Annotated in this window: 6 protein-coding genes; 4 read left to right on the top strand and 2 right to left on the bottom strand. The window is 62.1% G+C overall.

Translation table 11 applies throughout. The features are described 5' to 3' along the window. Nucleotides 1-117 precede the first annotated feature (117 nt). Nucleotides 118-1,086, bottom strand: coding sequence for a LysR family transcriptional regulator (locus tag PG5_RS29420; RefSeq protein WP_020800725.1), 969 nt, complete (start codon nucleotides 1,084-1,086; stop codon nucleotides 118-120). Between the two features lie 183 nt (nucleotides 1,087-1,269). Here PG5_RS29420 and PG5_RS29415 point away from each other — a divergent pair, with 183 nt between their 5' ends. The 4 genes from PG5_RS29415 (at nucleotide 1,270) to PG5_RS29400 (ending at nucleotide 6,170) form a co-directional block, all read left to right on the top strand. Next, the gene (locus PG5_RS29415) at nucleotides 1,270-2,769 is read left to right on the top strand and encodes an efflux transporter outer membrane subunit (RefSeq protein ID WP_020800724.1); all 1,500 of its coding nucleotides are present in this window, start codon (nucleotides 1,270-1,272) and stop codon (nucleotides 2,767-2,769) included. Nucleotides 2,770-2,908: 139 nt separating this feature from the next. Further along, nucleotides 2,909-5,101, top strand: a complete 2,193-nt coding sequence (locus PG5_RS29410; protein WP_020800723.1) for an FUSC family protein — start codon at nucleotides 2,909-2,911, stop codon at nucleotides 5,099-5,101. Then, the gene (locus PG5_RS29405) at nucleotides 5,091-5,291 is read left to right on the top strand and encodes a DUF1656 domain-containing protein (RefSeq protein WP_007896379.1); all 201 of its coding nucleotides are present in this window, start codon (nucleotides 5,091-5,093) and stop codon (nucleotides 5,289-5,291) included. Before PG5_RS29410 ends, PG5_RS29405 begins: the two co-directional genes overlap by 11 nt. Before the next feature lie 24 nt (nucleotides 5,292-5,315). Next, entirely contained in the window at nucleotides 5,316-6,170 is an 855-nt protein-coding gene (locus PG5_RS29400) for an HlyD family secretion protein (RefSeq protein ID WP_020800722.1), read from the top strand. A 3-nt stretch (nucleotides 6,171-6,173) separates the two neighbouring features. On the opposite strand, the gene PG5_RS29395 is transcribed toward PG5_RS29400, so the two are convergent. Further along, complete coding sequence (locus tag PG5_RS29395; RefSeq protein ID WP_020800721.1) at nucleotides 6,174-6,563, bottom strand: hypothetical protein; 390 nt, start codon at nucleotides 6,561-6,563, stop codon at nucleotides 6,174-6,176. Nucleotides 6,564-6,665 lie beyond the last annotated feature (102 nt).

Here is a 6,665-nt window from a genome sequence, read left to right as displayed (position 1 = left end):
TTACCGCAGCAATGGATATCCCCCCAATCCAGTCCTTAAATACAACCCCATGCTTAAGTGAACAGCAGCTTTACGGACCAGGTCCGGGTTTTTAATCGCCATTCGTTCAAGTACGTCTCAGTTTGCCACTCGCGCCCCGGCGAGACTGCCGCTCAATTCATACGCCGCCAATTCCGCCTGATGCGCCGCCAACAACTCCGGCAACGACCCGCGCAGGTACTCCACCCAAGTCTTGATCTTCGCATCCAGGTACTGCCGCGACGGATAGATCGCGTACAGGTTCAGCTCCTGCGAGCGGTACTTGGGCATCACCCGCACCAGCGTGCCGTTACGCAAACCGTCGATCGCGGCGTACAGCGGCAGTACACCGACGCCCATGCCACTGGTGATCGCGGTTTTCATCGCATCGGCTGAGTTCACCAGGAACGGCGAGCTGTTGATGGTGACCATTTCCTGCCCGTCGGGACCGTCGAAGGCCCATTTTTCCAGGGGGATGACCGGGCTCACCAGGCGCAGGCACGCGTGGTTCAGCAGGTCGCTGGGTTTTTGCGCGCAACCGTTGGCTTTAACGTAGGCCGGCGACGCGCAAACGATGCTGTAGGTGATTCCCAGGCGCTGGGAGACGAAGCCCGAATCCGGCAGTTCGCTGGCGAGCACGATGGACACGTCATAGCCCTCGTCCAGCAGGTCCGGCACGCGGTTGGCCATGGTCAGGTCGAAGGTCACGTCCGGGTGGGTCTTGCGATAGCGGGCGATGGCGTCGATCACGAAGTGCTGGCCGATACCGGTCATGGTGTGCACCTTGAGCTGCCCGGCCGGGCGCGCGTGGGCATCGCTGGCTTCGGCTTCGGCTTCTTCCACGTACGTCAAAATCTGCTCACAGCGCAGCAAATAGCGCTTGCCGGCTTCCGTCAGGGCGATGCGTCGTGTCGTTCGGTTGAGCAGACGGGTTTGCAGGTGGGCTTCCAGGTTGGAGACCGCGCGCGAGACGTTGGCCGTGGTGGTGTCCAGTTGCACCGCGGCGGCGGTGAAGCTGCCGGCCTCGGCCACGTAACTGAAGGCGCGCATGTTTTGCAATGTGTCCATGGGGTGCTCTCGGGTTCGATGGCAAATTGTGACACGAAGTTTCAGGGGCGGAGACCCCTACAAAGGGATTATCGCGTTAACGGTAACAAAGATTCACAGGAATCCCAGCTTATCGCGTTGAAAACCCACCCCTAGAATTGCGCCGTCCCCCTCCTATGTTCCCCACCTCAGGAATTTTCAGCAGTGCCGCGTCGCATCAGCAGAGCGCTTCAACCCCTCAGTATTCTGGCTTTAACCCTGGTAATCAGCGGCTGCATCGGAACCGGAGGTATCGCCCCGCAGGGCAAGGCGCTGGAGGCTGATTCGCTGGCCACCGACGAAGCCATCCAGAGCGCCGCGCAGGATGCGCATTGGCCCACCGCTCAATGGTGGCAGGCTTATGGCGATCCGCAACTGAATCGCTGGATCGACCTCGCCGTGCAAGGCAGCCCGACCATGGCCATGGCCGCCGCGCGGGTGCGTCAGGCCAATTCCATCGCCGGTGTGGCCGAGTCGGCCGAGTCGTTGCAGATCAACGGCCAATCCACCCTCAAGCGCCACAACTGGCCCACCGATCAGTTCTACGGCCCCGGCGATCTGGCCAACAGCACGACCTGGGACAACAACGCCGCGCTGGGCTTCAGTTACGCCCTCGACCTCTGGGGTCGTGAAAGCAATGCCACCGAGCGCGCCGTGGACATGGCCCACATGACCGTCGCCGAAGCGCGTCAGGCGCAGCTCGAATTACAGAACAACATCGTGCGCGTCTACATCGAGCTCTCGTTGCATTACGCGCAGCGGGACATCGTCGAAGCGACATTGAAGCAACAACAGCAAATCCTGGATCTGGCGCACAAGCGCCTGAACGGCGGCATCGGGACCCATTTCGAAGTCAGCCAGGCCGAGACGCCCCTGCCGGAAACCCATCGCCAGATCGATGCACTGGACGAGGAAATCGCCCTGAGCCGTAACCAACTGGCCGCACTCGCAGGCTTTGGGCCGGGGCAGGGGGCGCAATTGCAACGGCCGACCCTGTCACTGGGTGCAGCGCTCAAACTGCCGTCGTCGTTGCCGGCGCAGTTGCTCGGGCAACGTCCGGACGTTGTCGCCAGCCGCTGGCAAGTGGCGGCGCAAGCACGGGGCATCGACGTGGCGCATGCAGGCTTCTATCCCAACGTCGATCTGGTCGGCAGCCTGGGCTACATGGCCACCGGTGGCGGGGCGCTGGAGTTCCTGACCGGCAGGAAGCTCAACTACAGCGTCGGCCCGGCGATATCCCTGCCGATCTTCGACGGCGGCCGTTTGCGCGCGGAGCTGGGCGAGGCTTCGGCGGGTTATGACATTGCCGTGGCCAAGTACAACCAGACCCTGGTCAATGCCCTGAAGAACATCTCTGACCAGTTGATTCGTCGCGAGTCCATGGACAAGCAGCAGGCCTTCGCCGCCGAGTCGGTTGCCACTGCACAGAGAACCTATGACATCGCGACGATCGCTTATCAGCGCGGGCTCACCGATTACCTCAACGTGCTCAATGCGCAGGCGCTGTTGTTCAAGCAGCAGCAGGTGCAGCAGCAGGTGCAGGCAGCGCGCCTCAGCGCCCATGCCGAGTTGGTGACGGCGTTGGGCGGCGGGCTCGGTGCAGGCAACGATGTGCCGAAAGACAGCCAGACCGCTGCACCGAAAACCCCGGTCCTTTTGCGTTGAACATAACCCCAGTGGGAGCGAGCCTGCTCGCGAAGAGGCCTTGTCAGTCAAAGAAGTTGTCGCCTGACACACCGCTTTCGCGAGCAGGCTCGCTCCCACAGGTACTGAGTCTGACCTTTTATCCAATGAGCAGGATCTGATGACGCCCTTGCCCGCACCCTTGCGCTGGCTGTACTCCCTTGAATGGCGCCGGGGTTTCTTCGACTGGGCACGCAGCGACGGCGTGACCTGGGTCTACATTTTCAAGGTATTGATCGCAGCCTTCCTGACCCTGTGGCTGGCCATGCGCCTGGAATTGCCGCAGCCGCGAACGGCGATGATCACCGTGTTCATCGTCATGCAGCCGCAAAGCGGCCAGGTGTTCGCCAAGAGTTTCTATCGCTTTCTGGGCACCTTGGCCGGTTCGACGGTGATGGTGGCGTTGATCGCCCTGTTTGCGCAGAACACCGAACTGTTCCTCGGTTCGCTGGCGATCTGGGTGGGTATCTGCTCGGCCGGCGCGGCGCGTTGCCGCAACTTCCGCGCCTACGGCTTTGTGTTGGCCGGCTACACCGCCGCGATGGTCGGGTTGCCAGCGCTGGCCCATCCAGACGGTGCGTTCATGGCGGCGGTCTGGCGGGTGCTGGAAATCTCCCTGGGGATTCTCTGCGCGACCCTGGTCAGCGCCGCGATCTTGCCGCAAACCGCCAGTGCCGCGATGCGCAATGCCTTGTATCAGCGCTTCGGGGTATTTGCCCTGTTCGTCACCGATGGTTTGCGCGGTCGCAGTCAGCGCGAGGCCTTCGAGGCCGGTAACGTGCGCTTCATCGCCGAAGCGGTGGGCCTGGAAGGGCTGCGCAGCGTCACCGTGTTCGAAGACCCGCACATGCGTCGGCGCAACGGTCGGCTCAGCCGCTTGAACAGCGAGTTCATGGGGATCACCACGCGTTTCAACGCCTTGCACCAGTTGCTCGAACGCCTGCGCAGCAGTGACACCGATCACGCCGTGGCGGCCATCAAACCAGGCTTGCAAGACCTCGCCGAACTGCTCGATGGCTTTAGCGGCCGTGCGCTGACCAGTGCCGACGCGGCGCGCCTGGTCACGGCGCTGACAGCCTACAAGGCCGGTTTGCCGGCGCGGGTACGAAGCCTGCGCGCGATCTTCCAGGAGAGCGGTCCGAGCGATGCCGAGCTGCTGGACTTCCACACGGCGTACGAATTGCTCTATCGCTTCGTCGACGACTTGCACAGTTATGCACAGACCCACGCATCCCTGGCCGATCACAGTCATGAACGCGAGCGCTGGGACGAACCGTTCACACCGCAAACCAACTGGCTGGTGTCGGCCGCCTCGGGGATTCGCGCCGCGTTCATACTGGTGGTGCTGGGCAGTTATTGGGTGGCGACGGCATGGCCGAGCGGGGCGACCATGACATTGATCGCCGCCGCCACCGTCGGCTTGTCCGCCGCCACGCCGAACCCCAAGCGCATGGCGTTCCAGATGGCCTGCGGGACGTTTCTCGGGGCGCTGATCGGTTTTGTCGAGATGTTTTTCATCTTCCCCTGGATCGACGGCTTCCCGTTGCTGTGTGTGATGCTCGCACCGGTGATCGTGCTCGGTTCATTCCTGAGCTCGCGGCCGCAATACGCCGGTGTCGGCCTCGGCTTGCTGATCTTCTTCAGCACCGGTTCGGTGCCGGACAACCTCACGGTCTACAACCCGTACACCTTCATCAACGACTACATCGCCATGGTGCTTGGCATGCTGGTGTGCGCGGCGGCCGGCGCGATCATTCTGCCGCCGAACAGTCGCTGGCTGTGGCGGCGCCTGGAGCAGGACTTGCGTGGCCAGGTGGTCTACGCCATCAGCGGCAAGCTCAAGGGGCTGGCGTCGCGTTTCGAAAGCCGCACCCGCGACCTGGTGCATCAGGCCTACGGCTTCGCGGCGGGGCAGCCACAGGTCCAGCGCGATCTGCTGCGCTGGATGTTCGTGGTACTGGAGGTCGGGCACGCCATCATCGAGTTGCGCAAGGAGCAGGCGATCCTGCCGGTGCATCCGGCGTACGCCGAGTCCCAGCCATGGCGCCAGTCGATCCGTGTGATGGGCCGTTCGCTGGTGCGGCTGTTCCTGCAACCGGGCCAGAGCAATCTGGAGCGCGCCCTGATCGCCGTCGATCACGCCATCAGCCGCGTACAAGCTACCGACGAACCCTTTGCCCCGCACTTCGACACGTCGGCGCTGCGCCGGGTCAAGAGCTACCTGCACTTTATCCGCACCTCGTTGCTCGACCCGCAATCACCGCTCACCGCCTACGCCAATACCAAGCCCAAAGGACTTGAACATGCCTCGTGAAATCGCCTTCCACGGCGTGTACATGCCGACCATGACCCTGATGTTTTTCATCGCGGCGGCGTTGGCCTGGGCACTGGACCGATTTTTGTCCGGCTTCGACCTGTACCGCTTCTTCTGGCACCCGGCGCTGCTGCGCCTGAGCCTCTTTACCTGTCTGTTCGGCGCCCTGGCGCTGACTGTCTACCGTTGACTCTCTACCACTGAGAATGCCCTGATGAAAAAGCTTTTCAGCCTACTCGCGACCTTGTTGGTGCTGGCCCTCGCGATATGGATCGGTCGCTCCCTGTGGGAGCACTACATGAACACCCCCTGGACCCGCGATGGCCGGGTGCGCGCCGACATCATCAACGTTGCCGCCGATGTCACGGGCGAAGTAGTGAACGTGCCCGTGCGCGATAACCAGTTGGTGAAGAAGGGCGACTTGCTGATGCAGATCGACCCCGAGCACTACCGCCTCGCGGTCAAGCAGGCGCAGTCATTGGTGGCGTCGCGCAAGGCCACCTGGGAGATGCGCAAGGTCAATGCCCATCGCCGCGCCGATATGGACAACCTGGTGATCTCCAGGGAAAACCGCGACGACGCCAGCAACCTCGCCGACTCGGCCCTGGCCGACTACCAGCACGCCCAGGCCCAACTGGAAGCCGCCGAACTCAACCTCAAGCGCACTGAAGTGCGTGCAGCCGTCGACGGCTACGTGACCAACCTGAATGTGCATCGCGGCGATTACGCGCGCATCGGCGAAGCGAAGATGGCCGTGGTCGACATGAACTCGTTCTGGGTCTACGGCTTCTTCGAAGAAACCAAACTGCCCCACGTGCGCGTGGGCGATAAGGCCGACATGCAACTGATGAGCGGTGAAGTGCTCAAGGGCCATGTGGAAAGCATCTCGCGAGGCATCTACGACCGCGACAATCCGGAAAGTCGCGAGCTGGTTGCCGACGTGAATCCGACCTTCAACTGGGTGCGCCTGGCGCAGCGCGTGCCGGTGCGGATTCACATCGATGAAGTGCCGGAGGGCGTGCTGTTGGCGGCGGGGATTACCTGTACGGTGGTTGTCAACGCATTGTAGGTTTCAACAAAACGTCTCATGCAGATGCCGCCAAAGAATCTTGCCTTCTACCTTCTCGAACACCACGGTCGAGCGGCGATCGGAATGCAGGCCGGTGGCATCGGTCTGTTGTTCTCGGTAACTCACGGTTGCGCCGCCGTTGTGCAAGGCAATGCCGCTCAACTCGCCAAGTTCGATGCGCAACCCAAGCTTCTTGCCTGCGGCCATCAGGAACAACTCGTTCAACGCATCGAAATCCAGCACCCGGCCCAACGGCGAGACCATGGAAAACTGTGGCGAAAAACGCCTTAGTAATTGTTCGAGTTCGGCCGGGTCGCGTTCCTTGGCCAGCCATTGTTCGATGGCGACGTGCGCCTGGATCACTTCGTCGAAGTATTCGTTGTAGTCGATCATGTTGTTGAGTCCTGAAAATTCTGCAGCGACTATTCTGACGTCTTCGCGAGCAGGCTCGCTCCCACAGGGGAATGTATTTCAACTGTGGGAGCGCGCCTGCTC

It is taken from the genome of Pseudomonas sp. G5(2012) (assembly GCF_000408945.1).
Taxonomy (GTDB): domain Bacteria; phylum Pseudomonadota; class Gammaproteobacteria; order Pseudomonadales; family Pseudomonadaceae; genus Aquipseudomonas; species Aquipseudomonas umsongensis.
The sequence above is the reverse complement of the archived record's forward strand: the minus strand, read 5'-3'. Positions and strand labels throughout refer to the sequence as shown.